A 543-nucleotide genomic window follows, 5' to 3' on the forward strand; every position below is an offset into this window, starting at 1 on the left:
AAACCCAACCATGAAAAAGCTTTTAATCGCGATGCTTCTGGCCAGTGTGGCCAGCTCCGCCGCAGCTGCCGATATTAACGATAGCTGTAAGCCCGTTGCCGCTGGCATCGTTGCTACCTCCCAGGCTCCCGATCCGGAACAGTTCCGCAATGAGCTGGAACTTGTTTGCAATGCTGGCGCTACCGAAAATATCAGCCCCGCCGATTATCAGACGCGCCTGATCTCCTTCGATAGTGAGATCGCCGCGCAGCAATCTCCGGCAAGCCGTTCGATCATTGAAGGGCTGAAATCGGCGTATATGGCAGGGCATGAAATCGATCAAAACGCCCTGCGCTAAGTTGGCGCTTACTTACTAGATTTCTAGTAAGCAAAAATAATTAAGATTACATGAAATCTATTGCTTGCATGTAATCTTCTTTCGCGTATAATTCCCTTATCGAAACGAAACTTACTCTTCTAAGGAATTACGAAATGGCTACTTTATTCACCGCAACAATGTTTAACGTTGAACGTATCGCACGCGGCGCACAAGTCGGAGGCCAA

At 48.4% G+C, this 543-nt stretch carries 1 protein-coding gene; it reads left to right on the top strand.

The window, feature by feature from the left end:
- Window positions 1–337 (top strand): hypothetical protein (locus N1032_RS27380; RefSeq protein WP_259543863.1); only part of this gene is annotated, 337 nt, incomplete at its 5' end.
- Window positions 338–543 lie beyond the last annotated feature (206 nt).

The sequence above is a fragment of the Herbiconiux daphne genome (assembly GCF_024979295.1).
Taxonomy (GTDB): Bacteria; Actinomycetota; Actinomycetes; order Actinomycetales; family Microbacteriaceae; genus Herbiconiux; species Herbiconiux daphnes.